Source organism: Pseudomonas sp. HY13-MNA-CIBAN-0226, assembly GCF_040310305.1.
Lineage (GTDB): Bacteria > Pseudomonadota > Gammaproteobacteria > Pseudomonadales > Pseudomonadaceae > Aquipseudomonas > Aquipseudomonas gregormendelii.
In genome coordinates, this window is record NZ_JBEOPS010000178.1 from 1 (window position 1) to 281 (window position 281).

Consider the following 281-nt stretch of genomic DNA (forward strand, 5'->3'; position numbering starts at 1 on the left):
GTCCATGCCTGCGCCACGGCGTACCGCAAGAAATTGCTGCTGGCGACTGACCACCACCGACGCCTGGCTGACCTTACCTTCCAGGCCCAGCGCCTTGATCACGTAGTGCCCCACGCGTCGGTCAGTCACCACCATATCGACGCGCCCCAGCATGAGTTTGCCAAAATTGGCCTCATGGCTGGGCGCAGGTTCACGCTCGAAGGTGTTGGACCCACTGAACGCGTCGCCATAGAGGTAGCCGGGGGAAACGCCAACTGTCAGGCCGCGCAGGTCGTCGAGGG

Annotated in this window: 1 protein-coding gene; it reads right to left on the reverse strand. The window is 63.3% G+C overall.

What is annotated here, in order from left to right; all coding sequences use genetic code 11:
- The coding region (locus tag AAEZ05_RS28300; RefSeq protein WP_502947804.1) for a transporter substrate-binding domain-containing protein at window positions 1-281 on the reverse strand (281 nt) is incomplete at both ends.